This window comes from Streptomyces sp. NPDC058653 (assembly GCF_042716895.1).
GTDB lineage: Bacteria > Actinomycetota > Actinomycetes > Streptomycetales > Streptomycetaceae > Streptomyces.
This window is the reverse complement of the sequence record NZ_JBHXRM010000029.1, coordinates 61,291-87,119: the sequence shown is the minus strand read 5'-3', so window position 1 is coordinate 87,119 and position 25,829 is coordinate 61,291. Positions and strand designations below refer to the sequence as shown.

General features: G+C 67.8%; 26 protein-coding genes and 1 pseudogene. 13 read left to right on the top strand and 14 right to left on the bottom strand.

Going from position 1 to position 25,829, the window contains the following annotated elements; all coding sequences use genetic code 11:
• Window positions 1-42: 42 nt before the first annotated feature.
• The 8 genes from ACFWU9_RS23920 to ACFWU9_RS23885 form a co-directional block, all read right to left on the bottom strand.
• The gene (locus ACFWU9_RS23920) at window positions 43-1,623 is read right to left on the bottom strand and encodes an ABC transporter substrate-binding protein (protein WP_384321600.1); all 1,581 of its coding nucleotides are present in this window, start codon (window positions 1,621-1,623) and stop codon (window positions 43-45) included.
• 107 nt (window positions 1,624-1,730) lie between these two features.
• Window positions 1,731-2,507: an SDR family oxidoreductase gene (locus tag ACFWU9_RS23915; protein WP_384321598.1), complete on the bottom strand. Its 777-nt coding sequence runs from the start codon at window positions 2,505-2,507 to the stop codon at window positions 1,731-1,733.
• Window positions 2,508-2,524: 17 nt separating this feature from the next.
• Entirely contained in the window at window positions 2,525-3,286 is a 762-nt protein-coding gene (locus tag ACFWU9_RS23910; RefSeq protein WP_384321596.1) for an SDR family oxidoreductase, read from the bottom strand.
• Window positions 3,287-3,488: 202 nt separating this feature from the next.
• Window positions 3,489-3,872, bottom strand: a complete 384-nt coding sequence (locus ACFWU9_RS23905; protein ID WP_384321594.1) for a DUF3037 domain-containing protein — start codon at window positions 3,870-3,872, stop codon at window positions 3,489-3,491.
• Entirely contained in the window at window positions 3,869-4,720 is an 852-nt protein-coding gene (locus ACFWU9_RS23900) for a HipA family kinase (RefSeq protein WP_384321592.1), read from the bottom strand. Before ACFWU9_RS23900 ends, ACFWU9_RS23905 begins: the two co-directional genes overlap by 4 nt.
• Before the next feature lie 1,300 nt (window positions 4,721-6,020).
• Entirely contained in the window at window positions 6,021-6,548 is a 528-nt protein-coding gene (locus tag ACFWU9_RS23895) for a nuclear transport factor 2 family protein (RefSeq protein WP_384321590.1), read from the bottom strand.
• Window positions 6,549-6,581: 33 nt separating this feature from the next.
• Window positions 6,582-7,181 (bottom strand): TetR/AcrR family transcriptional regulator, encoded by a 600-nt coding sequence (locus ACFWU9_RS23890; RefSeq protein ID WP_384321588.1) that lies wholly within the window; start codon window positions 7,179-7,181, stop codon window positions 6,582-6,584.
• An 826-nt stretch (window positions 7,182-8,007) separates the two neighbouring features.
• Complete coding sequence (locus ACFWU9_RS23885) at window positions 8,008-8,826, bottom strand: helix-turn-helix domain-containing protein (protein ID WP_384321586.1); 819 nt, start codon at window positions 8,824-8,826, stop codon at window positions 8,008-8,010.
• Between the two features lie 94 nt (window positions 8,827-8,920).
• Here ACFWU9_RS23885 and ACFWU9_RS23880 point away from each other — a divergent pair, with 94 nt between their 5' ends.
• The 5 genes from ACFWU9_RS23880 (at window position 8,921) to ACFWU9_RS23860 (ending at window position 15,143) form a co-directional block, all read left to right on the top strand.
• Window positions 8,921-9,913, top strand: a complete 993-nt coding sequence (locus ACFWU9_RS23880; RefSeq protein ID WP_384321584.1) for an alpha/beta hydrolase — start codon at window positions 8,921-8,923, stop codon at window positions 9,911-9,913.
• A 788-nt stretch (window positions 9,914-10,701) separates the two neighbouring features.
• On the top strand, window positions 10,702-12,279 hold the full coding sequence (locus tag ACFWU9_RS23875; protein WP_384321582.1) for an MMPL family transporter: 1,578 nt from the start codon (window positions 10,702-10,704) through the stop codon (window positions 12,277-12,279).
• Window positions 12,177-12,920 carry an MMPL family transporter gene (locus ACFWU9_RS23870; RefSeq protein WP_384321658.1) on the top strand — a complete coding sequence of 248 codons (744 nt, stop codon included), beginning with the start codon at window positions 12,177-12,179 and terminating at the stop codon, window positions 12,918-12,920. The genes ACFWU9_RS23875 and ACFWU9_RS23870 overlap by 103 nt, the downstream gene beginning before the upstream one ends.
• Before the next feature lie 103 nt (window positions 12,921-13,023).
• The gene (locus ACFWU9_RS23865; protein ID WP_384321580.1) at window positions 13,024-13,749 is read left to right on the top strand and encodes a response regulator transcription factor; all 726 of its coding nucleotides are present in this window, start codon (window positions 13,024-13,026) and stop codon (window positions 13,747-13,749) included.
• Window positions 13,746-15,143 (top strand): ATP-binding protein, encoded by a 1,398-nt coding sequence (locus tag ACFWU9_RS23860; protein WP_384321578.1) that lies wholly within the window; start codon window positions 13,746-13,748, stop codon window positions 15,141-15,143. The genes ACFWU9_RS23865 and ACFWU9_RS23860 overlap by 4 nt, the downstream gene beginning before the upstream one ends.
• Before the next feature lie 1,014 nt (window positions 15,144-16,157).
• Here the strand turns inward: ACFWU9_RS23860 and ACFWU9_RS23855 are convergent.
• Together ACFWU9_RS23855 and ACFWU9_RS23850 are read right to left on the bottom strand one after the other, a co-directional pair.
• A complete protein-coding gene (locus ACFWU9_RS23855; RefSeq protein WP_384321576.1) occupies window positions 16,158-16,769 on the bottom strand; it encodes a pentapeptide repeat-containing protein in 612 nt (203 codons plus the stop codon).
• A gap of 324 nt (window positions 16,770-17,093) precedes the next feature.
• Window positions 17,094-17,354, bottom strand: coding sequence for a DUF6313 family protein (locus ACFWU9_RS23850; protein ID WP_384321574.1), 261 nt, complete (start codon window positions 17,352-17,354; stop codon window positions 17,094-17,096).
• A gap of 61 nt (window positions 17,355-17,415) precedes the next feature.
• Between ACFWU9_RS23850 and ACFWU9_RS23845 the strand changes: the two genes are divergently transcribed.
• The 3 genes and pseudogenes from ACFWU9_RS23845 to ACFWU9_RS23835 all read left to right on the top strand — a co-directional run.
• Window positions 17,416-18,387 carry a helix-turn-helix domain-containing protein gene (locus ACFWU9_RS23845; protein WP_384321572.1) on the top strand — a complete coding sequence of 324 codons (972 nt, stop codon included), beginning with the start codon at window positions 17,416-17,418 and terminating at the stop codon, window positions 18,385-18,387.
• A gap of 77 nt (window positions 18,388-18,464) precedes the next feature.
• Window positions 18,465-19,085, top strand: a complete 621-nt coding sequence (locus ACFWU9_RS23840; RefSeq protein ID WP_384321570.1) for a dihydrofolate reductase family protein — start codon at window positions 18,465-18,467, stop codon at window positions 19,083-19,085.
• Window positions 19,086-19,213: 128 nt separating this feature from the next.
• Window positions 19,214-19,342: pseudogene (locus ACFWU9_RS23835) on the top strand (IS481 family transposase); the annotation flags it as partial.
• A 22-nt stretch (window positions 19,343-19,364) separates the two neighbouring features.
• On the opposite strand, the gene ACFWU9_RS23830 reads toward ACFWU9_RS23835, so the two are convergent.
• Complete coding sequence (locus ACFWU9_RS23830) at window positions 19,365-19,610, bottom strand: SDR family oxidoreductase (protein WP_384321568.1); 246 nt, start codon at window positions 19,608-19,610, stop codon at window positions 19,365-19,367.
• Between ACFWU9_RS23830 and ACFWU9_RS23825 the strand changes: the two genes are divergently transcribed.
• Entirely contained in the window at window positions 19,609-19,860 is a 252-nt protein-coding gene (locus ACFWU9_RS23825) for a hypothetical protein (protein ID WP_384321566.1), read from the top strand. The genes ACFWU9_RS23830 and ACFWU9_RS23825 overlap by 2 nt on opposite strands.
• A 301-nt stretch (window positions 19,861-20,161) precedes the next feature.
• Here ACFWU9_RS23825 and ACFWU9_RS23820 read toward each other — a convergent pair whose 3' ends face one another.
• Together ACFWU9_RS23820 and ACFWU9_RS23815 are read right to left on the bottom strand one after the other, a co-directional pair.
• Complete coding sequence (locus ACFWU9_RS23820) at window positions 20,162-20,341, bottom strand: hypothetical protein (RefSeq protein WP_384321565.1); 180 nt, start codon at window positions 20,339-20,341, stop codon at window positions 20,162-20,164.
• A gap of 115 nt (window positions 20,342-20,456) precedes the next feature.
• A complete protein-coding gene (locus ACFWU9_RS23815; protein WP_384321563.1) occupies window positions 20,457-21,296 on the bottom strand; it encodes an SDR family oxidoreductase in 840 nt (279 codons plus the stop codon).
• A 91-nt stretch (window positions 21,297-21,387) separates the two neighbouring features.
• Between ACFWU9_RS23815 and ACFWU9_RS23810 the strand changes: the two genes are divergently transcribed.
• Complete coding sequence (locus ACFWU9_RS23810; protein ID WP_384321561.1) at window positions 21,388-21,942, top strand: TetR family transcriptional regulator; 555 nt, start codon at window positions 21,388-21,390, stop codon at window positions 21,940-21,942.
• A gap of 303 nt (window positions 21,943-22,245) precedes the next feature.
• Complete coding sequence (locus ACFWU9_RS23805) at window positions 22,246-23,079, top strand: enoyl-CoA hydratase/isomerase family protein (protein WP_384321559.1); 834 nt, start codon at window positions 22,246-22,248, stop codon at window positions 23,077-23,079.
• Between the two features lie 108 nt (window positions 23,080-23,187).
• Here the strand turns inward: ACFWU9_RS23805 and ACFWU9_RS23800 are convergent, their stop codons facing one another.
• On the bottom strand, window positions 23,188-23,589 hold the full coding sequence (locus ACFWU9_RS23800) for a tetratricopeptide repeat protein (protein WP_384321656.1): 402 nt from the start codon (window positions 23,587-23,589) through the stop codon (window positions 23,188-23,190).
• Between the two features lie 519 nt (window positions 23,590-24,108).
• Here ACFWU9_RS23800 and ACFWU9_RS23795 point away from each other — a divergent pair.
• Both ACFWU9_RS23795 and ACFWU9_RS23790 read left to right on the top strand, forming a co-directional pair.
• On the top strand, window positions 24,109-24,906 hold the full coding sequence (locus ACFWU9_RS23795; protein ID WP_384321557.1) for a thioesterase II family protein: 798 nt from the start codon (window positions 24,109-24,111) through the stop codon (window positions 24,904-24,906).
• 380 nt (window positions 24,907-25,286) lie between these two features.
• Complete coding sequence (locus ACFWU9_RS23790; RefSeq protein ID WP_384321554.1) at window positions 25,287-25,595, top strand: phosphopantetheine-binding protein; 309 nt, start codon at window positions 25,287-25,289, stop codon at window positions 25,593-25,595.
• Window positions 25,596-25,829: the final 234 nt, after the last annotated feature.

Sequence of the window (25,829 nt, the reverse complement as noted above, 5' to 3'; positions counted from 1 at the left end):
TGGGCCACTTGAGAACCTACCGGTGACCACTGACAATCGCCGCTACCAGCTGGCTTTGCGGCTGAACTCCCAGAGCTGCATGACCGTCTGCGGGTCGAGCGCGCGCTCGCCGCCGCTGATCTCCTGGGACGCGGCGACGTAGAGCTTGCCCTGCCAGAGCGGCAGCAGCCGCACGTCGTCGACGAAGATCTCCTGGGCGCGCTCGAACTGCTCGATCACCGCGCCCCGGTCGCTCTCGCGCCGCGACTGGGGCAGCAGCTCGGAGGTGATCTCGGGGCTCTCGTAGGGGGTGCTGAGCGCGTTGTTCTTGCCGACGAAGGGGGCCACGAAGTTGTCGGGGTCCGGGAAGTCGGGGAACCAGCCGCGGCCGAAGACCGGGTACTCGCCCTTCTGGAAGCCCGCCTGGAAGTCCTTCCAGGGCTTGCTCTTCAGGGTGATCTTGAAGAGGCCCGACGCCTCCAGCTGGCGCTTGAGCTCCGCGAACTCGGCGACCGTGCCGGAGCCGTAGCGGTCGGTGGTGAACCAGAGGGTCAGCTCCACCGGCGTCTCGATGCCCGCGTCCTGGAGGATGCCGCGGGCCTTGTCGATGTCCGGGTCGCCGTATCTGTCGAAGAAGCTCGTGGCGTGTCCGGAGATGCCCTTGGGGACCATCGAGTACAGCGGCTCGGCGGTGCCCTGGTAGACCTTGGCCACCAGCGCGTCGCGGTCGACGACCTGGGCCACGGCCTGCCGTACGGGCAGCTTCGCCGCCGACTCGTCCTTGGGGTTGAACACCAGGTACCGGATGTCGGCGCCGACGGTCTCGATCAGCTGGAGGTGCTCGTTCTCTTCGGTCTTCTGTTCGAGCTCGACGACTTCCTCCGAGGTCAGTCCTCGGTAGATGACGTCGATCTCCTTCTCCTTCAGGGCCTGGAACATCTTGTCCGAGTCCTGGAAGTACTGGATCTTGACGGCCGGGTTCTTACGGTCGGCGAAGCCCTTGTAGCGAGTGTTCTCGGCCAGTTCGGCGTCGCTGCCCGCGTTGTACGACTCAAGTGTGTAGGGGCCGGATCCGGTCAGCTCGCCGTCGTCCCTGAGCTTGTCGGCCGGGTACTCCGCCGGGTCGACGATGGACATCGCGGGGGCGGCGAGGACGAAGGGGAACGTGGCGTCGGGCTTGTTCAGATTGAACGTGACGGTCAGGTCGCCGGTCGTCTTGACACTGTCGAGGGAGGCGAGGAGTCCGTTGGGACCGCCGTTCACGTTGATCTTCACAATGCGGTCGAACGAGTGCTTGACGGCGGCGGCGTCGAGCTTGTGACCGTTGGAGAACGTGAGTCCATCGCGGAGTTCGCACCGGTAGACGCGGTTCGTCGTGTCGGTGAACTCGCAGCCGTCGGCGGCGTCGGGCTGCGGGGTCGTACTGCCGGTGGGGAAGGCCACCAGGGTCTGGAAGACGTTCCGGTACAACTCCCAGGAGTTGTCCCACGCGGCTGCCGGGTCGAGCGTGCTCGGCGCACTGGTGGTGCCGATCGTGATCGGGTCGTCCTCGCCGGCGCTGTCTGCGGAGAACAGGCCACATCCGGCCACCAGGGATATGGACGCGAGGGCTGCAGCCGCCTGCAGACTGGTCCGGTTGAACACGTGCACACTCCTTGTTCAGCCACGGGTCGGGCGACCATACCGCAGTGCCCCATCGCTTCAATATGCATCTGCGATGGGGCACTTGGATCATTCACCGACAAAATATGTCAGTGCACACTCGCGTTGAGAAAGATTCCGCCATCCACGACGAGTGTCTGCCCGGTGATCCAGTCCGATTGGTCGGATGTGAGGAAGGCGGCGGCGCCCCCGACATCCTCTGGCACCCCGAGGCGCCCCAGCGGGTACGAGGCCGCGGCCTCGGCCTCCCGGCCCTCGTAGATCGCCGTGGCGAACCTGGTCTTGATCACGGCGGGCGCGATGGCGTTGACCCGTACCCCCGGCGCGAACTCATGGGCCAGCTGAAGGGTCAGATTGACCATCGCCGCCTTGCTCATCCCGTACGCGCCGATGAACGGCGACGCGGACACCCCCGCGACGGAGGCGATGTTCACGATCGCACCACCGTGGTCCTTCTGCCAGGCGCGCCAGGTCAGCTGGGCGAAGCCGAGGGCCGAGACGACGTTGGTCTCGAACACCTTGCGCGCCACGTTGAGATCCAGATCGGCGATCGGGCCGAAGACCGGGTTGGTGCCGGCGTTGTTCACGAGGAAGTCGACGCGGCCGAACGCCTCCATGACGCGGTCGACCGCGGCAACCTGGTGGGCCTCGTCGTGGGCCTTGCCGGGGAAGCCGATGGCCCGGTCGGGGCCGAGGCGCTCCACGGCCTCCTTGAGCGCCTCCTCGTTCCGTCCGGTGATGCACACCCGGTCACCGCGGGCGACGAGCGCCTCGGCGATGCCGTAACCGATGCCGCGGCTGGCGCCCGTGATCAGCGCGACCTTGCCGCTGTCGGGCCGGGCCGCCTCGTTCGGCTGTTCCGTCATCTCCGCCACCTTCCGGTTCAGTTGAGGGGTCCGCCGGCGACGTACAGGACCTGGCCCGAGACGAACCCGGCGTTCTCGCCCGTGAAGAAGGCGATCGCGTTCGCGATGTCGTCGGGTACGCCGACCCGCTGGACGGGGATCTGGGTGGCCGCCGCCGCCTGGAACTCCTCGAAGCCCATGCCGACGCGGGCGGCGGTCTGCGCGGTCATCTCGGTGACGATGAAGCCCGGGGCCACGGCGTTGGCCGTGACACCGAACTTGCCGAGCTCCTTGGCCAGGGTCTTGGTGAAGCCCTGGAGGCCGGCCTTGACCGCGGCGTAGTTCGCCTGGCCCCGGTTGCCGAGCGCCGAGCTCGACGACAGGTTGACGATACGGCCGAACGTGGCCTCCACCATGTGCTGCTGGCAGGCGCGGGCCATCAGGAAGGCGCCCTTGAGGTGCACGTTCATGACGGTGTCCCAGTCGGACTCGCTCATCTTGAAGAGGAGGTTGTCCCGGAGGACGCCCGCGTTGTTGACGAGGATCGTGGGCGCGCCCAGCTCGGCGGTGACGCGCGCGACGGCGGCCTCGACCTGGGCGGAGTCGGAGACGTCACCGCCGACGGCGAGAGCCCTGCCGCCCGCGGCGGTGATGGCGCCGACGGTCTCCGCGCAGGCCGCCTCGTCCAGGTCGAGTACGGCGACGGCCCGGCCCTCGGCCGCGAGCCGTACCGCGGTCGCGGCGCCGATCCCCCGCGCCGCCCCGGTCACGACGGCGACACGCTGCTCGGTGGTGGACATGCTGCTTCTCCTCGTCCTTGGATCGCGGTGTTCGGCACGAGTGCTCTGAGCGACCGCTTAGTATTCAGCTGCCGTGACGCTAGAAGCCCTGACACCCGGTGTCAACGGCACACGGGGGCGGCGAACGTATGTCACACCGCGTGTGTACGGCCCCGATCCGGCGGCCCGTCCCGGACGGGCGGACGGGCCGGGCGGACGGGTGTCAGCGGACCAGCAGGTCCAGCAGCCGCTCGGCCTCGGACTCCGGGTCCAGCGTCAGCCCCGTGTGTACGGGGCCCGGCTGGACGACCGTCGAACGCGGCGCGATCAGCCAGCGGAACCGCCGCCCCGCGTCGTCGCGCGCCGCCTGTCCTGCGGGGTCGCCGCCCGCGCAGACGTTCTCGACGGCGCGCAGGGCGGCCCGTACGCCGGCGACGTCGGCGTCGGGCGCCAGCGCCTTGAGCCGGGACTCGTCGAGATGCGTACGGGCGGCCACGAACGACCGGGCGCGGCAGTAGACCAGCACACCCGCGTTGATGAACTCCCCGCGCTCGACCCTCGGTACCACGCGCAGCGGCGCGTACTCGAACACATCGCGTCCGTTCATCGGCCCTCGCCTCCGCCCTTCTTGGTGGGATGCGGCCAGGGGGCGAGGTGTTCGGTCAGCCAGCCGGGGGCCCGCGTGGGGCGTGGCTCGGCGGGCGCGTCGAGGGTGAGGCGTTCATGGATGGTCGCCGCGCGCGGCAGCAGCGCCGCGACGTAGGCGCGCCGCACCTCGTCGGTGGTCCCGAACCCGGGCTCGTCCACGAGCCATTCGTCCGGTACGTCGGCGGTGACCTCGGTCAGCAGCTCCTCGGTGACGAGCGGCGCGAGTTCGGCGGCGGCCGAGGCGATGTCCGGCCCGAACCGGGCGAGGACATGGTCGGAGGCGTCGTACGGCTTCGCGGCCGAGGCCTGGGCGCCGGGCCAGTTGTGGTGCCAGATCATGGTGGCGCCGTGGTCGATGAGCCAGAGATCCCCGTGCCAGACAAGCATGTTGGGGTTGCGCCAGGACCGGTCGACGTTGTGGATGAGCGCGTCGAACCACACGATCCTGCCCGCCTCGGCCGGACCCACCTCGTACGCGAGCGGATCGAAACCGAGCGACCCGGGCAGGAAGTCCATCCCGAGATTCAGCCCCCCGCTCGCCTTCAACAGGTCCTGCACCTCCTCGTCGGGCTCCCCGAGACCGATCACGGGATCGAGCTGCATACCCACCAACTCCGGCACCCGCAACCCGAGCCGCCGCCCCAACTGCCCGCAGATGACCTCCGCGACGAGAGTCTTGCGCCCCTGCCCGGCACCGGTGAACTTCATGACGTACGTCCCGAGATCGTCGGCCTCGACGATCCCGGGGAGCGATCCGCCTTCACGCAGGGGCGTGACATAGCGGGTCGCAGTGACCTCACTCAACATCTTCCCAGGCCATCCATCTCATCAACCTTGCAATCCACGGCCACCTTTGGAGGGGTGTGGCAGCGGGAATCACCCGTCGACGGGCCTGCGGAGAGTCTGGGGAGTTTCGGCCGGCCCGCCGATCTCCCCGCTTCCCGAGCAGTCCGTCGATGGCGGTGCGCCCCTTGCCTCCGGCCTCCGGCATGAAGTGAGCATAGTAACCGAGGGTGATCGCGGGCGAGGAGTGCCCGCGCCACCGCGCCAAGGCCATGACAGCCTCCGCGGCTTCGAGCATGATCGAGGCACAGGTGTGCCGCAGCACGTGGAAGCCGTCCTTCGGGCCCGCCGCCCATTGCCGGGCTTTCGCTCCCTCGGCACGCGGCGGGATGATGTCGGCCGAACGCTTCGACGTGGCGCTTCAGCTCCTCGGCCACCGAGGAAGGCATGTCGACGGTACGGGTCTTCTTCCCCTTGGGCAGGGCGAAGTACAACCATCCACGGATCGCCTGTACTTGCCGGCGGACGTGGAGGACGCCCACGATCACCGGTTTGGCTAACCGGCGATCGTGGTCCATGTTCCGCTCGCGCGCCGCTAGAGGCTCTTGTGTCCGCGCTGCCAATCCTGCCCCAATGCACCACGAAGCGCTCAGGGATTCCATTGGTGTGAACCAGGTGGCAAGTTGAACCTCCGGGGTGCGTCGCCTCCCTGCATAAGGGTGGCCCCCGGGATTGCGGCCAGGTTGCGGCAGGTTCTCGCCGAACAGGTTGGCTACGGACGCCCAGCACGTCGCGCACGGCGTCGTAATTCCTGCCCCTTGACCGAACCAGGCGTTCAGTGTGCCGAGTGCCCAGGGGGTAAGGGAAGTTCAGCGGGCGGATTGAATAGCGGAATCGGAATTCGCCCACGGATCGACATCGAGCCTCGTGAGCCCTTCCTTGCCGCAGCACACTTCTTCGCGCTTTGGCGCGCGCTCCGCTGCCCACCTGGAACCACTCGGAGGACGGCCTCGTGGTCACCTCCAGGCCGGTGGACGTGCGGGCCCGAGCGACGGTGCGCTTGACGCCGGTCGCCTGAATACCGTTCGGCGGCAGCACTGGTGAGGTGGCCACCGGACCGGACTTCAGACCCCGTTTCGGACCCACCTTCTTCTCAGATTCCTGGCTCTACAGAACACCTACAGCTCCGCGTTGATTGGCCTCCTAGCAGGGCTGGGAATGGGACAAGGGTGGCGGATCACCGGAGTACGGACGGGAACGCACGCAAGGCCGCGGCCCCGGGCATCGATGTACACCCGGGGCCGCGACCGCGCTGCGGGAGCGATCAGTTGAAGACCGTGTCCGCCGGGAGGCCTGACTGCGCGAGGACCTCCGCGCGGTTGTAGTAGTCGTCGTTCGCGACGATTTTGTCGCCGCGCATCTTGAGGATGGTGGAGGCCGGCACCGAGAACGGCTTCGGCGCGCCCTGGAGGTGGCCGCTGAACGTCCAGACGATCGCGACCTGCCCGTCGTCGGCGAACGCGCTGTTGACCTTGACGTTCGCGTCGGCGACGAACTGCTTCGTGGCGGCGGCCCACTGGGTGACCCCGTCGCGGCCCTTGAAGGTCTGCATCAGGGCGTGGTCGCTGTAGCGGCCGTCGGTGGTGAAGAGGGCGGCGAGGCGCTTGGGGTCGTCGTTGTTCCACGCGGCCTCCCACGCCTTGGCGATGGAGGGACGGCCGTGGTGGTGGTCGTGGCCGTGCCGGTCGGACTTGTTCGAGCCGGACGAGCCCGTGCCGGACGCCGTCGTGGCCGATATCCCGGCGATGCCGACCACCGCGAGAGCGAGGGCGATGGTCAGGGTCTTCTTCATGGTCTCTCCAGAGCTGTGGGTCGTACGCGTGAGTTACGTCGTGGGGTCCGGGCCCGGGTGGGCCATGCCGGCGGTGAGCACCCGCGACCAGGCAGGTTCCTCCCCGCCGTCCCGGGCCGGGCCGGTGAGCCCGGCGGCCACGATGAGATGACAGAGTTGCCCGTAAGCCATGAACTGCTGTACGGACTGGTCCGGGGCCCCGGTCCGTTCCTTGGCAAGCGTGACCACCCGCTCCAGCCCCCGCCGGGTTGCGGCGGCGATCTCCGGGACGTCCACCGCGCTGAGCGCGTGGACCTGGAGCATCAGCAGGTCGCGGTCGGAGATCAGGTGGGCGTACGCGTCGCCCATCGCCGACAGCATGGCCTCGGGTTCCTCGCCGGGCATCCGGTCGGCCGCCTCGCTCATCGCCGCGACGATCAGGTCGTGGCAGTGGTCGAGCGCCGCCAGGAAGAGGCCGAGCTTGCCGTCGAAGAGGCGGAACACGTACGCCTGCGAGATCCCCGCAGCCTCGGCCACCTCCGTGACCGGTGTTGCGCGATAGCCGCTGCGGGCAAAGACGGAGATCGCGCACGAGGTGATGTTCGCGCGGCGGGCGTCTGCTGTGGAACGGAACGTGCCGGGTTCAGGGGTCATCTGCCACCTCCTTGTGAGTGGTCGCTCAGTAAGTATGTGAGTGCGCACTCACAACTGTCAAACGTGGGTCGTTCGACGCCGCACGGCCGGCGCGACCGGGACCGGCGGCCCAGGTGTCGTACGTCGGGCCCGCAACTTCGCCACGGGCGGCCCTCCCTGCCGTGTGCTCCAGCGTGGTCTGGTCGTCCGGACATCTGCCGGGCCGCGCGCCAGGCTCCAATCGCCGTCGGCGAACATGGCGATGGCATCCACCGTCCAGCCTCCCGGCCGTACGGATCTTGCGCGCCAACCCGACTCCCTCCCGAATCTGTGATCCGTCGTCATACCAGCTGCGTTTCGGTCCCGTGCGGCGCGTCGCCGCGACCCACGTACGACAACCGCGTTCACCAATCGATTCACGCGGGCCGCCCGAACGACCACGCACTTCCGCAGACCGCATGCCAACGTACGGGGTACGAGGAACAACCGCAGGTCAAGGAAAGGTTCGTCCACTCAGGGAATCCTCCACCGCCCTTCTGCCGGCCGCCGTCGCCCGTGCCTGGAGAACCATCCGTGGATCTCCTCCGACGCAACGCGGAGCCGGTACTGGACTCCTCGAAACCCTTCGCTGGGCGATCGTCGCCGCCCAGGACACCCGCCGTCCACGCGACCAGCCACGGTCGCGGGTTGGACGATGCCGATGCCGTAGCCGCGCGGGCCATCACCGGGCTCGGCCGGGAAGAGCGGCCGGGACGGCGTCGACTCTCTGACCCGGGGCATGCCCCACCTGTCGCTGAAGCAGCGGAGACGGCACTACTGCCGACGGGACGGCCGCCGGTCCTCTGCTTCAGGCCATAACGCGTTCGAGCAGCGCGGCGTCGGCCGAGCCCGGGGGCGCGGAGTAGACAAGGACGTTCACGGCCGGATCCGGGGACTGGAGGACGTCACAGTCGAGGAGCAGCTCACCGAGGTGCGGGTGGAGCACGCGCTTGCGCTCCGTGCGGTGGCGGGCCGTGTGTCCGGCCGTCCACTGCTGTGCGAATAGCGGGCTCGCGGCACGCAGGGCGGTGACGAGGTCGGCGACCCGGATGTCCTCGGGGTGCTCGGCGACGGCGATGCGGAGGTCGGCCGTGAGCGCCTGCTGGAACTCGGCCAGCGGGCGGTCGGCGGGCGCGGCGCGCCAGCGGTCGTCGGTGAAGACCTGCCAGACGAGATTGCGGTTCCGTCCGGTCTGGTCGGCCGGATCGCCCAGCAGTGCGGCCCATCGGGCGTTCCAGCGCAGCAGCCACCAGTCGGCGGAGTACACGGCGACGGGGAAGGCGCCGAGCCGTTCGGTCAGCCGGCTGATGCTGTCGGGCACCTGACGCAGGATCGGGCCACGGGGCGCGACCAAGCCGGCGACCCGGTACAGGAGTTCGATCTCGTCGGGGGAAAGTCCGAGGGTACGTGCTATCGCACCCAGCACCTGCGGCGAGGGATGCGTCATCCGGCCCTGTTCCAGTCGGATGATGTAGTCGACGGACAGACCGGCGCGCTGTGCCAGCTCCTCGCGGCGCAGCCCGGGCGCCCGCCTGCCGCGAGCCGTGGGGTCGGCGGGCGCCGCTCGATCACGCCAGGTGCGGATCAGCGCCGCGAGTCCGACCAGTTTCTCCGTGGGTTCCTCCACAACGGGAATCCTGCCACGGCCCAGGGTGGTACCGACCGTCCTATGGATCGAGGAAGCGCTGGTTGGCGCCACAAAGGCGCCCCATGCTGGCTCCATGATCTCTGCCGCCACAAGCACCACCACACCCACTACGACCACAACCACGGGAACCACCGCGACCCATGACGTGGACGATCGGGTCGCGACGGTTCTCGACGAGTTCGCCGGTCACTTCATCGCCTCGCTGCGCGCGCCGGTCCTGCACCACCCCTCGGAGTACGGGATGGCGGCCGAGACGGTCACCTTCCCCGCGTCCGACGGTGTCCCTCTGGAAGGCTGGTTCATTCCGGCTGAGGGGTCCGACAAAATCGTCATCGCCAACCATCCGATGACCTTCAGCCGGTCCGGTCAGCCCACTCACCGCGAACCCTGGCTCTCGATGTGGGGTTCGAGCGGCAACACCATGGAAGTCGACTTCGTCCAGGACTACCGCATCCTCCACGACGCCGGCTACAACGTCCTGGCCTACGATCTGCGCAACCACGGCCTGTCCGGGGCAGCGCACGGCGGCATCCTCGGCAGCGGGCTGCTGGAGGCCCGCGACGTGCTGGGCTCGCTGAAGTACGTGCGCGAGCGGGCGGGCACCCCCTCGATGACGATCGGGCTCTTCAGCCGCTGCCTCGGTGCCAACTCGACTTTCGCGGCGATGACTCAGCAGCCTCGTGCCTTCGATGGTGTGCGCTGTCTGGTCGCCCCGCAGCCGGTCACCACCGGCATCATCCTGCAGCACCAACTGGAGCTCGCCGGCGTCTCCCGTAACCACATAAGCTCCCTCGACGAGCGCCTCGTCCTGCGTACCGGGATCTCGCTCGCCGAGCGCGACGCCCGCGAATGGGCCAAGAACGTCACCATGCCCACATTCGTCTACCAGGTGCGTGACGACATCCTCACCGAGCCCGAGGATGTGCAGACGATGTTCGACAACATCCCCCTCGACGACAAAAAGCTGCACTGGGTGGAAGGGACCACGGTGCGCTGGGACGGCTACCTCGAGTTCCAGCGCCGCCCGGAGCCGATGCTGGCCTGGTTCCGGGAGCACATGGGATGACCGGCGCCAGAAGTCCGGCGTCGCGAACGGGCCGAAGCCCGAGGGCACCTGGATGACCACTGAACCTGCATGTGCTCGGCGTGATGGCGGCCGGCCGCCCATGTTCAACCGAGCAAGCCGGAGCGGGTGCGCCCGGAGAGCTACCGAAGCCCTTCGGGCGTGCCCTTGGGTGGGCGTGTCCGGAACCGCTCAGGTACTCGACCAGTACGCGAAAAGCATCCGCGAGGATCTCCAGGCGAATCTGCGGCAACAGGAACAGCGCTGTCGTCGGCAGCCCCGGGCGACGCGGCTGCCAGCCGGGAGGGAACGCGCACCGCGTTCCCTCCCGCCGTCGCGAGCCGGAGGAGTGGGAGCCCGCCGCAGCGCGCCAGCCCGGTCGTCGGAGTGCGGGAATGCGGCGGGAGGGGGACGCGTCGTTGATCGAGATCGTCGGCAGACTGCTGAGCGGCCGGCAGGAGCCGTGTTCCGTGGTGGAGATGGTCGCCGATGTCGTCCGAGAGCGGCCGTCCACGGAACAAACGGTGCGGAACACGCTCGACCCCGGAAGAGTCGCGACGCCAGTCGGAAGCCAGGGGCTCGAACCCGGCTCAGTGGTCCATCGCCACGCCGGGACACGGTCCCCGATCGCTGGCACCGACTCCGTTCCGGCGTGATCCACGAGGCGTTCCCGCAGAGGTCCTCGACAGGAAGAAACCGTCAAGAAGTACTCAGGCTCGCTGTTGGGTGACCGTCAAGTCCGCCGATCAAGCTGTGACACGTCGGCTTCCTACCAGCGAGGGACATCTGTCATGGCTAGTTCTCTGTACCGGTTGGGCGCGTTCGCCGCCCGCCGATGGCGGGCGATGGTGATCGGGTGGCTGCTCGCCCTGGGCACGGTGGTCGGTCTGGGGCTGTCGTTCGCCGGCACCTTCACCGACAGCGGTTCCATTCCCGGCTCGTCCGCCCAGACGGCACTGACCAGGATGGACCATCACTTCCCAGCGCCGGACGCGCAGTCCGCCCGGCTGGTGTTCCAGGCGGAACCCGGCCGCGAGGTGACGGAGACGGACCTGAGCGCCGCACTGACCGACGCGCGCGAGGCCATGAGCCGGGTGCCCGGGGTGAGCGAGGTCGGCAACCCGGTCGAGAGAGGAACCGTCTCGGATGACGGCCGCACGGCCGTGGCCGAGATCACGTTCACGGCCAAGGAGGCGGACGAGGTGCCGGCCCGCACCCTCGACGCGGTGCGGACCGCGGGGGAGGGTGCCGAGCGAGCGGGTCTCAGGGTCGTGTACGGCGGCGAACCCTTCGAGACGTCGCACTCGCCCGTCGGACCCAGCGAGCTGATCGGGCTGGGAGTTAGCCTGACCGTCCTGGCACTCACGTTCGGGTCGCTGCTCGCGGCCGGACTCCCGCTGCTCACCGCGGTCCTCGGAATCGGCGGCACCCTCGCCGCGATGGCCGGCCTCGCGACCATGCTCGACATCTCCGACAACGCGCCCACTCTTGCGATCATGCTGGGGCTCGCCGTCGGCATCGACTACGCCCTGTTCATCGTCTCCCGGCACCGTACCCAGCTCGCGACCGGCATGCCGGTCCGGGAGTCGGTCGCCAGGGCCACGGCCACCGCGGGCAGTGCCGTGGTCTTCGCCGGCGCCACGGTCCTGATCGCACTCGCGGGTCTGTCCGTCGCCAGAGTACCGATGCTGACGTCGATGGGACTGGCGTCCGCCGGATCTGTCGCCGTCTCGGTCGTCACCGCTGTCACCCTGCTGCCCGCACTCCTGGCGGCTGCCGGTCGCCACCTGGTCCCCAAGGCACGTACAAGGAGGGGACACTTGGCGGCTACGGGCGGCGGACCGCCCACCACCTGGGGCATACGCTGGGTACGGGGCGTCCTTCGCCACCCCGTGCGCAATCTGCTGCTCGGCACCCTCACGCTGCTCGCCCTGTCCGTCCCGGCCACGGAGCTGAGGCTGGCGCTCACCGACGAGGGCTCCGCCGTCACGAGCGACTCGAGCAGACAGGCGTACGACATCATCAGTGACGCCTTCGGTCCGGGCGCCAACGGCCCCCTGATCGTGCTCGTCGAGGACGATGACCCGGCCACCGTCACCTCCACGGCCTCGGCCGTGGAGGCACGGCTGAGCGGGCTGCGGGGTATCGCGGACGTCAGCGGCGTAGACGTGGCCGGGGACCGAACGGCGGCACGAATCCAGGTCGTCCCGGAGGCGGGGCCGAGGTCCCAGGAGACAAGCGATCTCGTCTCGCGGCTGCGGACGCAATTGCCGCCCCTCACTCAGTCGTACGGCGGCTCCGTCGCCGTCACCGGTACGTCAGCATCGATCTGTCCGACAAGCTCAGCGGTGCGCTCGCTCCGTTCCTGATCGTCGTCGTCGGGCTGTCCCTGCTGCTTCTGATGATCGCTTTCCGGTCCGTGGCCATCCCGCTCAAGGCCACCGCCGGATTCCTGCTGTCCGTCGGTGCCGCCTTCGGCGCCACGGTCGCGGTCTTCCAGTGGGGCTGGCTCGCCGACCCGCTGGGTGTGCCCAGCGAGGGTCCTCTGGCCAGCTTCGTTCCCATCATCGTCATGTCCGTACTCTTCGGGCTCGCCATGGACTACGAGGTCTTCCTCGTCTCCGCGATGCGAGAGGACTACCTGCGCCATCACGACGCCCGAAGGGCAGTCCTCGGCGGAGTCCGCTCAACCGCCCGCCTGGTCACGTCCGCCGCCGTTATCATGATCGCGGTGTTCGTCAGCTTCCTGTTCTCCCGCGACCCCGACATCATGCCGATCGCGTTCGCCCTGGCCTTCGGGGTCCTCGTCGACGCCTTTCTGGTGCGCTTGACCCTCGTACCTGCGGTCATGGCCCTCCTCGGCGACAGAGCCTGGCGGCTGCCCCGGCGCCTGGACCGTGTCCTGCCCCATGTCGATGTCGAGGGCGGGGGCCCGTACGCCACCGACGACGCGGCCGGCCCCGGTCCGTCTTCTGCGGACAGCCGCCTTGCCGGAGCTGTCACACGATGAACGCGAGTCCGATCGGGGAAGCAGCCTGCGTCCGCCGCCCCCGGCGCCCGGACCTGACAGCGGACCGCCGACGCCGACGCCGACGCCGACAACAGGAGGACAGATGAGGGCTGTCGTCCACCGGCCCGACGCCCCCGACCGCGTACTCGTGATCGATGACGATCCGGGTATCCGACGCCTACTCGTCTCGGCCCTTCAGTTCGCCGGCTTCGAGGTGGACGCGGTGGGCGACATGACCACGGCTCTCGACGAGATCGGCCGCAGGCTCCCCGACGTCATCGTCCTGGACGTGATGCTGCCCGGCGCGGACGGCTTCGAGATCCTGCAACTGCTGCGCGACCGCGGCGTCGACGCGCCCGTTCTCTTCCTCACGGCTCGCGACGCGGTCGAGGACCGAGTCCGGGGACTGCGCCTGGGGGGCGACGACTACGTCACCAAGCCCTTCAGCGTGATCGAGGTCGGCGCCCGACTCCAGGCACTGCTCCGCCGCGCGCGCGGCGGGGCGGTGCCCGCGGTCGAGGACTCCCGCCTGCGCTGCGGAGACCTCACCCTCGACGACCTGCGGCACGAGGTGTACCGCGCAGGCGAACTGGTGGACCTCTCCCCCACGGAGTACCGCCTGCTGCGCTACCTGCTGAGCCACCAAGGACAGGTCCTCTCCCGGGCCCAGATCCTGGAGGCGGTCTGGCAGTACGACTTCGGCGGGAACTCCGTCGTGGTGGAGCGCTTCGTCTCCAACCTCCGACGCAAGATCGACCACGGTCGCACGCCCTTGCTGCACACCGTCCGCGGCGTCGGCTACACGCTGAAAGAACGGGCAGGCACATGAAGGCGCGACTTCCCTGGTCCCTCTCCAGCGTCCGCCTGCGCCTGCTCGCCGGCCTAGCCCTGCTGCTTGTCGGGGGCCTGGTCGCGAGTGCCACCATCAGCGCCATCCTGCTGGAGAGCTTCCTGGACGAACGCGACCACGACACGTTGCGGTCCAACGCCGAACGTGTCGCTCGGGTCATGGAGCGGGCGCCGCAGACTGTCGACGCAGACCAGCTCGGTGCCCTGCTCGACGCTCCGCTGGGCACGGTGCTCGTCGACAACGAGAACCAGGTCCTGCTGAGTACCGGCTCCGCGAAACGAGCCGCCGACGCGCTGGCCGTGCTCAGCACGACCGTGCCAACGGGCAGCGTATCCACGCTGGACGGAGAGAATCTCAGCCTCGTCCGTATCCCCAGCCCTGGGCTGACCGTCCCCCGCGGCTCGTACGGCGTCATGAGGCCCGCTGCGGTCGTCCTCAGCATCGACACCTCCGTCGACGACGCCACCACCAACGCACTGATCGCCCGGCAACTGAGCCTCATCGGACTCGCGCTCGTCGTGTTGCTGGCGCTGTCCATAGCCGTGCTGAGATTTGGCATGCGTCCACTGGCACAGATGGCCCGCACCGCCGACGCCATCGCGGCGGGATCCCTGACCGAACGCCTCCCCACGCACCGCAACGGCAGTGAGGCCGACCAGCTGGCCAGGGCGGTCAACCAGGCGTTCGACGCCCAGGCCCGTGCTGAAGCCGGCATCCGGTCACTGGCCGCCGATACCTCCCACGAACTGCGTACCCCACTGTCCACGATTTCCGGCTGGCTCGATCTGCACCGCCAGGGCGGCCTGTCGGGACCCGGTCTGGAATCCGCGCTGGAGCACATCGAGACCGAGGTGGGGCGCATGCGCCTGCTCGTCGAGGACCTCGCGCTGCTTGCCCGCCTGGACGCCGGCAGGCCGGTCGAGCAGGAGGCCGTGGACCTCGCGGCACTGGCAGACGGAGTGATCGACGACGCCCAGATCATCTACCCACAACGGGACATCGCGATGGCCCCCGCACCGCCCGCGCCCGTGGTCGGGGACGCACTCCGCCTCCAGCAGGTCCTTCGCAACCTTGTCGGCAATGCTGTCCAGCACACCCCGGAACACACCTCCGTCCGCGTCGAGATCACCGCTGGTCCTCAGCATGTACGGCTGAGCGTCACCGACGACGGGCCCGGCATCGCCCCTGAGGATCTGCCCCGTGTCTTCGAACGCTTCTGGCGGGCCGAGGCGAGTCGCAGCCGTGCGTACGGTGGTTCGGGACTCGGCCTGGCCATCGTCGAGGCCATCGTCCACGCCCACCGGGGGGACGTGACCGTGCGATCGGCCCCCGGGGCCGGGACTACCGTCACAGTCCATCTGTCCAGGGCATGACGTCAGCGTTAGCTACTAGGTTCAGGGACTCCAGGGATCGGTAGGCCTCCGGACCGCACGGAGCGCCCCCTCCCACACACGTCCCCAGAACCACTGACGTGGCTTCGCCGGAAGCCCATGAGCAGTGCGAGGGAATTGCGGGTGAAGAACCCCGCTCCCCCCCCCCGCCAGATCACAGAAGCGACCGGCTCTGCTCCGGCACCACGAGAAAGAGGACCCTGCCGCGCCGGGACGGGAGCAGCACCGGCCTGCCCTGGACCCGGTAAAAAAGCAAGGCCCGGTAGCCGTCATGGCCCGTGTCTACCACCAGGATCCGACACACCGTCACCAAGCGGCCGGTGCCCCGGAGAACGTCACGCGCCGCCGCTGCCCTTGCCGCTGTTGCGGTCGTCGGCCGAATGCGCCCGCGAACCCAACCGCGTACGGGCCCAACGCAACTCCTTCGGCCCTGACCTGCTGCATCCTGGCGTCGCGAGCGGCACCACACCGAACCAGCGACGTCGTCTGCTTGTGCTGGTGATTGACGAGCAGGATGCCCCTCCGGCCTGCTGGTCGCCGAGCAGGCACCGCGTCTCGTGCAGCGCGAGGGTGGCTCGTGGTGTTGAGCGGTACGCGGATGCTGTCGCGGGGCGGCGGGGACCTTGTGTCCGGTCTCCAGCTCGATCAGGGCGGCTTCCGAGGCGACTGCCATGATCAGACGGGTGCTGATCCGCGTGAAGGGGACATGCCCAATGTGCGCACGCTCGGCTCGGCCAGTTCGCGAACTGGATCACACGGTCGTCCATCGTGGTCGTCAGGTTGCCTCGTGCCCGCGTCTCCAGAATGAGTGCCTTGAGGCTTTGTTGGCGAGACATACGTCAAGGTAGGCATCGATCGCGACAGCCAGGCATTTCACGCCGGGTTCGAGGCCGGCGGTGGCGATCGAGACGGCGTTCGCGGCCGTGACACGGTGAGTGCACGGATAATGCATTCGGCCTAACAATCGGCCGTGATCTCGTCGCTGTGGCCCTCGAATCAGATCAATGTGGAAGAGCGGTCCGTGCCTCCGCGGAGGCGGTAGCTGCCAGGACGTACTTCGTCCGACAGGGCATACACCATTTCCAAGAACCCGTCAGGCCAGGTCGTGTCCAGATTCCACAAGATCCCTGACACTAGCCTGAGGTGGCGCGCTTCTGTCAGGTTTGCGCCGGTCAGGTTTCCCCGTTCCACGTTCGCGTGGGCCAAGCCCGCGTCGGTCAGGTCCGCCTGGGCCAACGTTGCGTGGTCCAGCTTTGCGTGGTCCAGGTCTGCGTCGGTCAGGTCCGCACTGAGGAGTGACGCGTAGGACAAGTCTGCCCGACTCAGCTTCGCACTGCTCAGGTTCGCGTGATTCAGCCTCGTGTCGGTCAGCTTCGCGCCGGTGAGATCAGCGCGGCTGAGATTGTGGGGTGGGCCGCTGCCGCTGCGGTGGGTGGTGGTGAGGCGTGCGGCTTCAGCGACGGCAGAGGTGGGCGGGGTCCGGTCGCCAGAGCGTTCTGCGATGGCCCGGGCCGTGTCGCTGATCGCGGTGGGTGGGGCATCGGAGCACGCGAGATAGAGCAGGCCGCGCAAGGCGTCGGCCTGTCGTTGGATCTCGGGGTCGTTCACCACACTCCCCAGGGTAGGGCGGTCACGTGGTCGCTGGGCGGCGTCGGCAGATCGGACAGCAATGGCCGGCGTCGGGGTCAATGGCGAGGAGAAGGTCAGTAGCCGCGTTCTCCGCCCGATGCTCCTGCTCCCGGGCATTCCCCCCGGGCAGGGTCATTGGGCGGCCCATGAGCAGAACCTGAATGTCCAGGAAGTGACGCTCAGCGGTCTTCCAGTTCGCTGTGGGCGCTTGGCCGGGGCTTGTGGTGGTCTGGTGGAGTGTGCCGAACGCGGTGACGGCTTTGGCGACGTCTCCCCCTCGCTGGTGGAGTTCGTGGAGAGTGATCACGCGCCGTCTCCCGGACCCGGCGGGGGTTGGATCAGGGCGCGGAGCTCGTCCATGACGGCGTCGAAGTCGCGGGACTGGTGCGCCTGGATCTGCGCGGTTACGAGGTAGCCGACGGTGCCGCCGACGAACGCGGGGACCGCGCCCCAGCCGACCACGGAGAGCGGCCATGCCGCCCATTGCGGGTGGGCCTCGGCCGGCGACATGGTGCCGATGAGAACGTCGTACGCGTCAGCCCAGCCGAGCAGCACCCCGTTCACCGCGAACCGCGATCAGGTCAGACGGTTGAGGGGAGACAGGGCCGATGGGGGCTGCGTCGGCGTGGCGGGTTCAGCAGAGCTGCGATGTCGCTCGCCGGCCGCGCGCGTGTTGTTCCAGCCGCTGGACAGCGGCAATGATGCCCCCGCTCCGCTTGAGGCGGGCCGGACCCTCGTCGGCGATACTGGGTCCATGGATTACGTCGGCTGGGTGCCCGCCCCGCCGCTTGACCGGTTCATCGACGACGTCTACTGCCTGACCGGGGTGCCGGGCCATCGCCGGATCAGCGTCTCGCCGATGCCGTCGGCGCACCTGTACATCAATCTGGGTGAGCCCGCACGCCTGTGGGATTCCGACCCGTCGGTGCCTCCGGCAGCGTTGACGGACGGGTGGTTCATGGGCCTGTGGACCAGGCGTTTCGTCCTTGAGTACCCCCTGCGGGTACACCTCGTCGGGGTCCACTTCAAGCCTTGGGGATTGTCATCGTTCGCCGGTGTGCCGACGAATGAGCTGCGGGACCGATGGGTGCCGGTCGACGCCCTCTGGCATCGGTCCGTGGACCGGATTCGCAACCAGGTCGGCGACGCCGCTTCGGCCGCCGCGACGCTGCGGGTCCTGGAGAGAGAGCTTCGATCGCGGCTCGTCGAGGCGCCGGCGCGCGGTCTCGACCTGGTCCAGCACACAGGCGGGTGGCTGGAAGCCTCGCACGGCGCGATCCCGGTCGGTGCGCTGAGCGATGCCGCCGGGGTGAGCAACAATCACCTGGCGGCGCAGTTCAAGGCTCATGTCGGGGTCACTCCGAAACGGGTTGCCCGCATCTACCGCTTCGCGCGGCTGATCGAGTCCGTGGACTCCCTGGGCCCGGTCGACTGGTCGGAGCTCGCGCTTACGGCGGGCTATTTCGACCAGGCCCACTTCAGCAAGGAGTTCAAGGACTTCACCGGCCGCACTCCCACGGAGTACCTGGCGCTACGGCGCCGGTTCAGCGCGGAGCAGGGATTCTCGCAGCCTGGTGGCCCGATGCCCGTCGAGTGATTTTTTACAAGCGCGGCTGTCCCTGGGCTGAAAATATCGGACGCGTCCGCTCCGAGTGACGTAACAGGGAGACCCTCATGGGCACAGTGATCATGCACAACGTGGTGTCAGTAGACGGCTTCATTGCCGACGAGAACGACGGAGTCGGTCCGCTCCACGACTGGTACTTCAGCGGGGATACCAAGCTTACGGAAACCGGCGCCGGGGACGGGGATTACGACCACTCCAAGGGGGGAGGCGGCTTCAAGCTCTCGCGTGCATCGGCGGCGTACGTCCAGCCGGTGTGGGACTCGATCGGCGTGATCGTGATGGGTCGCGGCTTCTTCGACCTGATGAACGGCTGGGAGGGACAGCCGCCCGTGGGTGACCACGTGGTCGTGGTTTCCCACCGGCCTAAGCCCGAGGGCTGGCACCCTGAGGCTTCGTATCACTTCGTCGATGGTGTGAAGGCCGCGATCGAGAAGGCCCAGGAGCTCGCCGGTGACCGAGTTGTCGCCGTGAGCGCCGGCGAAGTAGGCGGCCAGATCCTCGCGGCCGGTCTTGTGGACGAGGTCGCGATGGACGTGGCACCGGTGGTATTTGGATCAGGCAAGCGCTTCTTCGGCAGCTTCGACGGGCAGCAGCAGCTGGAGGATCCTCACGTGGTCGTCCAGGGCAACCGGGTACTGCACCTGAAGTTCAAGGTGCGCCGCTGGTGAAGCTCATCTGCGTCCGGATGCCGGTGCCCGGCCCGCAGCGTGTGGCGTCACACCGGACGACCTCGTCGGCGCCGTCGTCGTGTACCGCGCCACATGCAAACTAGACAGAGCCGTCCTCGGAGGGCCGCTGGGCTCGGGCCTTCTTCAACGAGGCTGGGGTCACCGTCCGACAGGTCCTGACCGACAACGGCTCCTGCTGTCGCTCGCGCACTTGGGCCAACCCACTGGCCACCGCGGGGATCGCCCACAAACGCACCCTGCGTACCTAGCAAGGCAGGCTCACGAGAAGGGGCCCTTCGCGCCGACCGCGAGCACGCCCGGTCGCAGCCTGCGGGCTGCCTGCTGATCAATGATGAAGGTGCCGCGAAGGTTGATGCGGATGGCATGGTCGAGTTGGTCAAGGTCGAAGTCGGCTACCGTGCCCCTGGACAGGGCGCCAGCAGCGTGTACGACCACGTCCACGCCTGGGAAAGCCTCTTCCGCCGTGTCGAAGAGCGCCGCCACCCGGCGCCTGCTGCACGTCATGGGCACACCTGGGCTGGTGCTCGGCCGGCACCTCGACGTACTGGCCTGGAACCCCCTGGCGGAGACCCTGCTGGGGGATCCCGCCGACCGGCCGCCGGCGGAGCGCAACATGGTCGCCGTCCTCTTCCGGGACCCCGAAGCCCGCCGGCTCTGCCAGGGCTGGGAGACCATGGCCCGCCAGTACGTGGCCATGCTGCACGCCGCCGTCGCCGACGACCCGGGCAGGAGCACCGAACATGCGGGCCGTTAGAAGCCGTTTCAGCCCATCTGCCTCCCGCTGAGCTGCCGACCGCGCCCACACCCGTTCACCTTCGGCTGCCTGGTCCTCCTCACGGGGTATCCCGAGAGCGCCCAGCTCTGGTGGCAGCTCGCGGCCGGCGCCGGGAGCCGTCTCGCCGCGTACTGCCTGCACCATCTGGCGCTCGGGAAGACGGAGGAGTCCGGGCACTCCGGCCGGCCAACTGCCGGGCCGTCGCCCGCTTTTTCACCTACTCGTCATGCCGCTGGTCACCGTTCGCGCTGCTCAGCAGCCATGTCGTCGGCAAGGAGCGTCAGCTCCCACGCCTGCTGGGCAGCGTCTCCACGATCTCTTCGAGCTTCTTCTCCCGCTTCGGCCCGTCCTGGCTCCCGCGCTCGTCCTCGTCGGCCTCACGGAGGAACCGGGCCAACTGCTCCAGGCCCGCCGCACCGGGCATGAGGCGGCTCACCGGCTCCAGGTCTGCCTCTGCCACCGGCTCATGCCGGGTTGCTGCGTTACGCCCTCCGGAACGCCTGGGGTAGCGATCCGGAACGGCTCCTGCGCACGGTGTGGTGCCGGGCGGGCCCGGCACCCTGTGGACCGGTTCGTTACGAGGCGGTGGTGGTGTCGGTCAAGGCAGCGCTGGCCTCCTGCGACTCGATGTCGGTGAGGCGCTCGCGGAGTGCGTCTCGGATGTACCGGTACGCGTCGCTCCCGGTGACCAGGCGCAGAGGGGCGGTCTCCTGGTCTGCCGTGGCGATGATCTCTGCGGCGACCTTGGCGGGGTCGCTGACGGACGGCAAGGCTGGGTTCCGGATGCCGCGAGGCATGGCCGCCGGGGTGTCGTCGTAGACCGCCATCGGTGATGCGAGACGCGAGCCGCTCAGACGGAAGCCGGTCGCGGCGCTTCCGGGCTCGACGATGGTGACACCGATCCCGAAGGGCGGGAGCTCCTTCGCCAGCGACTCCATGAATCCCTCGACGCCCCACTTGCTGGAGTGGTAGAGCGATGCGCCGGGGTGGGTGACCTGACCACCGTAGGTCGAGATCTGGATGATACGGCCGCCGCCCTGCTCGCGCAGGTGGGGCACCGCGGCGCGGACGATCTGGATGGGGCCGACGAGGTTGGTGGCGAGCTGGTGCTCGATCTGCTCGTCCGTGAGCTCCTCGGCCGCACCGAACAGTGCGTAGCCGGCGTTGTTGACTATGACGTCGATCCGGCCGAGGTCCGCGAACGCCTTCTCGACGACGGCGCGGATCTCGGCGGTGTCGGTAACGTCGAGGTGCGCGGTCCACAGCAGGTCGCGGTAGGTGGCCTTCAAGTCGTCCAGCGATGACGTGTCACGGGCGGTCGCCGCGACGCGGTCGCCCCTCGCGAGCAGCCGCTCCGTCATCTGGCGGCCGAAGCCGCTGTTCGAGCCGGTGATGAACCAGGTGCGCTGAGTCATGACGCCTCCTTGCATTTGACTAACTAGTTACCCAACTTACGACTGGATAACTAGTTAGTCAAATGCTAGGGTCCGCACCAAGGGAGGAACCATGGCTGCGGAAGAAAGCCGGGCGCGCATCCTGGATGCCGCACTGGCGGAGTTCTCCACCTTCGGGGTGGCAGGAGCACGGGTCGATCGCATCGCGAAGGCTGCGGGCGTGAACAAGAACCTGATCTACGTCTATTTCAAGAACAAGGAGACCCTGTTCTCGACGGTCCTGGGGTCGAACCTGGCGAAGGTCTACGAAGGCCTCGCCTTTACCCCCGAGGATCTTCCGGGCTACGCCGAGCGCGTCTTCGACTTCGCCATGGCGAACCCGGCGCTGATGCGCTTGATCGCCTGGAACGGGCTGGAAGGCGGCGCCGGCAACCCCAGCATTCGGGACGAGGCCCACGCGGCGAAAGTGGCTGAGATCGACGCCATCCGCTCCGAAGCGAATGGCGCGGAGTTTCCGAGCGCCTTCCTGCTCACCGGCGTGATGGCGCTGGCGACAGCGTGGAGCGCCGCCGGCCCGTTCGGTTCGAGCCCGGGCGACAGACAGCTCGATCCTGCACTGCTCCGCAGGAGCGTCGCACGAGCGGTGGAGGTCCTCGCCGCTGCCTAGCCCGCCCGACCAACTCGCATCGAACCCACGTATCCCCGATCACTCACGAACTCCCTGTTCGTGCGGCGGTGCGTCTCGGCGGCACCGCCATGGCCGTGCGCCGCGGACCTCGCAAAAGAGAGCGAGGTGGCGGCGCTCTTCGACACGGCGGAAGAGGCTTTCGGAGGCGTAACCGTGGTCGTACACACTGCTGGGCCATGTCTGACACATGGCGTCCGCTCCCTCCGCCCGGCGGGTGACGCTGGCCCGAATGCCGAATCGGCGGCTACGACCGATCACGCACGCGGCATTAAGGTGCGGAATATGGCAAACGCGCAAATCGCGGTCGAAGAACCTCTTCCGGGCTACTGGCGGGCAACGTTCGACCACGCCCCGATCAACCTCATCGACTATGACACCGTCCGCGAGCTCTCCGAGTTCGTGACCCGGCTCGAACAGGACCCGGATGTACGGGTCGTCATGTTCGACAGCGCGAACCCCGACTTCTTCCTGGCTCACTTCGACATCGCCGCATCCGCGCCGGAGACGCAAGAACCCACGCGCACCGGAATGCACCCGTGGTTGGACGTGCTCAGCCGTCTCAGCCGGGTGCCGGTCGCCACGATCGCGTCCGTTCACGGACGGGCGCGCGGTGCAGGCTGCGAGTTCGTGCTCGCCTGCGACCTCCGGTTCGCATCACGTGACCACAGCCGGTTTAGCCAACCCGAAGTCGCGTTCGGCCTCGTGCCGGGCGGCGGCCCGATGGCCCGGCTCCCCCGGCTGATCGGCCGTGGCCGCACCCTGGAGTTCCTGTTCTCCGGCGACGACCTCGCGGGCTCCGAGGCCGAGCTCTACGGCTTTGTGAACCGCGCGCTCCCCGATGGACAACTGGACGCGTTCGCCGATGCGTTCGCGCGGCGGATCGCCCGATTCGACAAGCGTGCGATCGCCGAGATCAAGCAGTACGTGGACATCGCGAGCTTGCCCGACGACGCGGAACTCGCGCCCACCATGGACGCCTTCATGACTGCCGCGGCCAGGCCGACTACCGTCGCACGCGTGCAGGCGATGATGCGGCGGGGACTGGGGCGGCCCGGTGAGGTGGAGTTCGACCTGGGCGCGCACCTGGGCGCCGACGACCTCCCCTCCGCCAACTGAAAGCCTTCCCGGGCGCTCGCCGGGCCGCTCCGGCCACCGGCACGGGTATCCGTCCGGTCCCACGTGCACGCTGCGGCGGCAAACGGGGGCCGGGCCGTTTCGTTTGGATCATCTGGGGCCGCCGGCGCGGGAGGGATCCGGGTCCGGTCGGCATTGTGGGCGCTGCCACGGCAGCCGTTGCTGTCGGGTACGCGCCAACGCGGCCTGTGCTGCGGCGAGGTTGTTGCGACTGGTGAGGGTGTTGGGGTTGTTCGGGCCCAGGACCTGTTCGAACGTGGCGAGTGTCTGCTGGTGGAGGTCGGCGGCCTCGTGATGTCGTCCGAGGTCGTTGAGGGTGTCGGCGAGGTTGTCAGCAGGTTGCGGGTGATGGTGAAGTCGTCGGGGTGTGTGCGGTGAAGGAGGGGTGGGAGGTGGGGGTGAGGAGGCGTGCGGTGGGCCAGCCGGCGCGCCCCGCGCTGTCGGTGTCGCGAACGGTCTGGGTGAGGTGGGGTGTCGAGGGCTGTGTGACAGGTAGCGCGGTTCGTTCCGGCTCGTTATCCAGTGCTGTCAAATATCTCTACAGGTCAACGTATTGGAGAGGTGTAAGGCAAGTTAGACATGCGGCTCTGCACACGAGAACGGACGGCGCCGGCCGCCGGCGTTCGCCACGGTCCAGCTGAACTGCGGAAACGAGCATGGCGCAGCCTCACGTACACACCGAATGTCCCGTGTCCTCGCGCTTCACGGCATCACATGATTGCCATAATTGGGCGATCGAGATAAATGCCGAATTATGCTAAATCGGGCTACTTCTCCTCACCGTTTACACGTGTATCTGTAGATCATCCACTTCCCTTACGGCAGCGGGTCTGCTAAAAAGTTTAAGTACGCCACTTGCGCGAGCCAGAGGATTCGCATGATGTTATTTGGGACTGGAGCCCTTCCTAGTGCCGCCGTTATTCGTCAGCACGTTTGCCGCTTCCCAAAGGCAACCCCGCCGATCTCTCCGGGTCAGGCCGGCGGGGCGCATGCGAATAGTGTTGATGTTCTATGAGTCCGGCCGGAGAGAGTTATTCGCCGGAGAACCCGATGCAAAAGCGGTGGATTCGGCGCTTCCGTGATGACGACGAATTCAAGACAAAGCTGGTCTGTTTCCCTCACGCCGGTGCCGGGGCGGGCATTTACCGCACCTGGCCCGCAGGACTGCCATCCGATATCGGCGTCATGGCTGTCCGATACCCGGGCCGGGATGACCGGTTCGATGATCCGTTCTCGCCCGGACTGGAAGCTCTCGCAGACGATATCGCCGACGCGCTCGTCGATCTGACGCAGTACCGGTTGGTGCTCTTCGGTCACTGCATGGGGGCTTCGGTGGCGCACGAGGTGGCGCTGCGCCTCCAGGAACGAGACTGTCCGCCGACCGCCTTGTGCGTGTCGTCGAGACGACCGCCGCAGGCGCTGGCCGACCGCCGTACGGACTACGGTACGGACGAGGACATCATCGCGCATGCCACGAGCCTGGAGCCGAACATTGCCGCGGTCTTCGAGGACCCCGGCCTGAGAGAGGCCATGCTCCCCGCAGTCCTCGCCGACTACCACTTGACGGCTGGATATTCCGGAGGCCGGCGGCCTCCGCTCTCCTGCCCGATCTACGGGTACGCCAGCGACGATGATCCCGAACTGAGCCCGGAGCAGATGCGTGGCTGGGCGGACATGACAAATAACGCCTTTCAGTTCCAGGTGCTGCCCGGTGGGCATTTCTACCTCAAGTCCGAGGAAGCCACACTGCTCGCGGACTTGGGTGACGTACTGGACTCCATCAAGCTCGGTACGACAATCGCCCCATAAGGTACAGCTCCATGGGCGATTCCGGCGCCCCCGGGATCAGGCATGCGTGTGTCGCGGCCAACCGATTTTCAAGAATCCGAGATGTAAATCGGTCCCGAGTAAATAAGTCCCGCTATCCAAGTGGCGAATCCAGCGACATCAACGCGGGATTTCAGCACTGCATATGTACGGGCCGCCGGACATATTCTCGCACTGCCCGATGCGGGGGCCGACCCCACCCCGAGACTCCTTGGGGGAGGCGGCACCTCACCCCTTGCAGGGCAGTAATTACTGTCCGGGTGACGTGAGGGTAGCTGCCTCGACCGAACATGGCGATCCCATGAACCAAATTGGGCCAAGCCAGCTCGCAACGAAAAATTCAATCAACTGGACAGGCATAGATGATGGAAGACTCGATAAAATCTCCACGCCCCGACGAGCGGGTTCAGGATCCATCCGATCTCACCCATCTCGTCCGTTCCGCCTGGCGGGATACGCTCGGCCACGACACCTTCAGCGACGACACCAGTTTCTTTGATGCCGGCGGAGATTCGTTCGTGCTCATCTCTCTCATCGCGAAGATCACAAAATCCTCCGGACTCACGATCAAGGCCATTGACATGCTCCGGAACCCAACCGTCCAGGGACAGGTCGCCGTACTGGGCCAACTGATGAGCAATGATCCCGGAGAACATCAGGCAAGCACGTGATTCGTTCTTCTTTCCCGTCCAGGGGTTCCGTCCGCGTGCGTTCACGGCGGTGAGGGACAGACGAGTGCAGTTCCCGGATAGCCGCAGTCGGGGATCGTGAGGGTCCGGCCGGCTGAGGCATGCCCCCACGTACACCCAGGCCTCGCAGTCGTCATGCTTCCTTGCCAACGGTCGGACGGCTGCGATGACCAAGTGGCTGTCGGCGGGTGATGACGACCTGGCGGTCGGCGGAGT

Excerpts from the sequence above, each read along its gene's own strand:
- ACFWU9_RS23915 (WP_384321598.1), bottom strand. The coding sequence starts at position 2,507 with ATGACGGAACAGCCGAACGAGGCGGCCCGGCCCGACAGCGGCAAGGTC.
- ACFWU9_RS23910 (WP_384321596.1), bottom strand. The coding sequence starts at position 3,286 with ATGTCCACCACCGAGCAGCGTGTCGCCGTCGTGACCGGGGCGGCGCGG.
- ACFWU9_RS23905 (WP_384321594.1), bottom strand. The coding sequence starts at position 3,872 with ATGAACGGACGCGATGTGTTCGAGTACGCGCCGCTGCGCGTGGTACCG.
- ACFWU9_RS23900 (WP_384321592.1), bottom strand. The coding sequence starts at position 4,720 with ATGTTGAGTGAGGTCACTGCGACCCGCTATGTCACGCCCCTGCGTGAA.
- ACFWU9_RS23895 (WP_384321590.1), bottom strand. The coding sequence starts at position 6,548 with ATGAAGAAGACCCTGACCATCGCCCTCGCTCTCGCGGTGGTCGGCATC.
- ACFWU9_RS23890 (WP_384321588.1), bottom strand. The coding sequence starts at position 7,181 with ATGACCCCTGAACCCGGCACGTTCCGTTCCACAGCAGACGCCCGCCGC.
- ACFWU9_RS23880 (WP_384321584.1), top strand. The coding sequence starts at position 8,921 with ATGATCTCTGCCGCCACAAGCACCACCACACCCACTACGACCACAACC.
- ACFWU9_RS23875 (WP_384321582.1), top strand. The coding sequence starts at position 10,702 with ATGGCTAGTTCTCTGTACCGGTTGGGCGCGTTCGCCGCCCGCCGATGG.
- ACFWU9_RS23865 (WP_384321580.1), top strand. The coding sequence starts at position 13,024 with ATGAGGGCTGTCGTCCACCGGCCCGACGCCCCCGACCGCGTACTCGTG.
- ACFWU9_RS23860 (WP_384321578.1), top strand. The coding sequence starts at position 13,746 with ATGAAGGCGCGACTTCCCTGGTCCCTCTCCAGCGTCCGCCTGCGCCTG.
- ACFWU9_RS23840 (WP_384321570.1), top strand. The coding sequence starts at position 18,465 with ATGGGCACAGTGATCATGCACAACGTGGTGTCAGTAGACGGCTTCATT.
- ACFWU9_RS23825 (WP_384321566.1), top strand. The coding sequence starts at position 19,609 with ATGGGCACACCTGGGCTGGTGCTCGGCCGGCACCTCGACGTACTGGCC.
- ACFWU9_RS23830 (WP_384321568.1), bottom strand. The coding sequence starts at position 19,610 with ATGACGTGCAGCAGGCGCCGGGTGGCGGCGCTCTTCGACACGGCGGAA.
- ACFWU9_RS23815 (WP_384321563.1), bottom strand. The coding sequence starts at position 21,296 with ATGACTCAGCGCACCTGGTTCATCACCGGCTCGAACAGCGGCTTCGGC.
- ACFWU9_RS23810 (WP_384321561.1), top strand. The coding sequence starts at position 21,388 with ATGGCTGCGGAAGAAAGCCGGGCGCGCATCCTGGATGCCGCACTGGCG.
- ACFWU9_RS23805 (WP_384321559.1), top strand. The coding sequence starts at position 22,246 with ATGGCAAACGCGCAAATCGCGGTCGAAGAACCTCTTCCGGGCTACTGG.
- ACFWU9_RS23795 (WP_384321557.1), top strand. The coding sequence starts at position 24,109 with ATGAGTCCGGCCGGAGAGAGTTATTCGCCGGAGAACCCGATGCAAAAG.
- ACFWU9_RS23790 (WP_384321554.1), top strand. The coding sequence starts at position 25,287 with ATGATGGAAGACTCGATAAAATCTCCACGCCCCGACGAGCGGGTTCAG.